The organism is Zhengella mangrovi (assembly GCF_002727065.1).
In the GTDB taxonomy this organism is placed as follows: Bacteria; Pseudomonadota; Alphaproteobacteria; order Rhizobiales; family Rhizobiaceae; genus Zhengella; species Zhengella mangrovi.
This window is the reverse complement of the sequence record NZ_PDVP01000067.1, coordinates 1-657: the sequence shown is the minus strand read 5'-3', so window position 1 is coordinate 657 and position 657 is coordinate 1. Positions and strand designations below refer to the sequence as shown.

The 657-nt window shown below is 54.2% G+C and carries 1 protein-coding gene; it reads left to right on the top strand.

From position 1 onward, the window contains the following. Positions 1 to 433: 433 nt before the first annotated feature. The coding region (locus CSC94_RS24005; RefSeq protein ID WP_245408480.1) for a TadE/TadG family type IV pilus assembly protein at positions 434 to 657 on the top strand (224 nt) is incomplete at its 3' end.

The following is a 657-nucleotide window of genomic DNA, read 5'->3' as shown; positions in this document are numbered from 1 at the left end:
GGAAGGCGAGACGGTCGGGTGTGCGCCCGAAGGCGCGCTTGCACAGCGCCTCGATTTCATCCCGCCGGTCGTTCTTCATGATGTCGCCAACAGCGCGCGTCGTGTTCTTGGCCATGCATGTCCCCTTGCCGTTGTCGTGAGCACAGTCGCCGCAACGATAGCCAAGCAAGGTTATGATTCAGCTACCGAAGAGACCCATCAACCGGAAACCGCTGTCATTCAGTGGTTTTGAACTTCCCAAAACCCGTCTTTTACATATTGAGCCCGACGGCATGAGCCAGCGGGAAAATCAATCGGGTGAATTCGGATAACAAAAGGTAATCGCAAACATTCAGATGTCAGAATGGAGTTTAAGCCAAGTTTTCGTTTTCTCTAATAGCCTGGCTTCACTCAAACAAGATCAGCTAATCGTCTTGATGTAGGGATTGTCGCTATGCGCAAGAAACCGGTTCAGTTTCACAGGTCGATCGCATCGGATGAGAAAGGTAATTTCTCGGTCATGTTCGGCCTGATGTTCGTCGGCCTGGCTTCCGCGGCGGGCATGGGGCTCGACTACAGCCGCGTCGTCAGCGACCGCAGCAGCGTCCAGAATGCCATGGATGCCGCCCTTCTGGCAGCCATGACGCTCAAGCATACGCCCGACGAGCAGATCAAGTA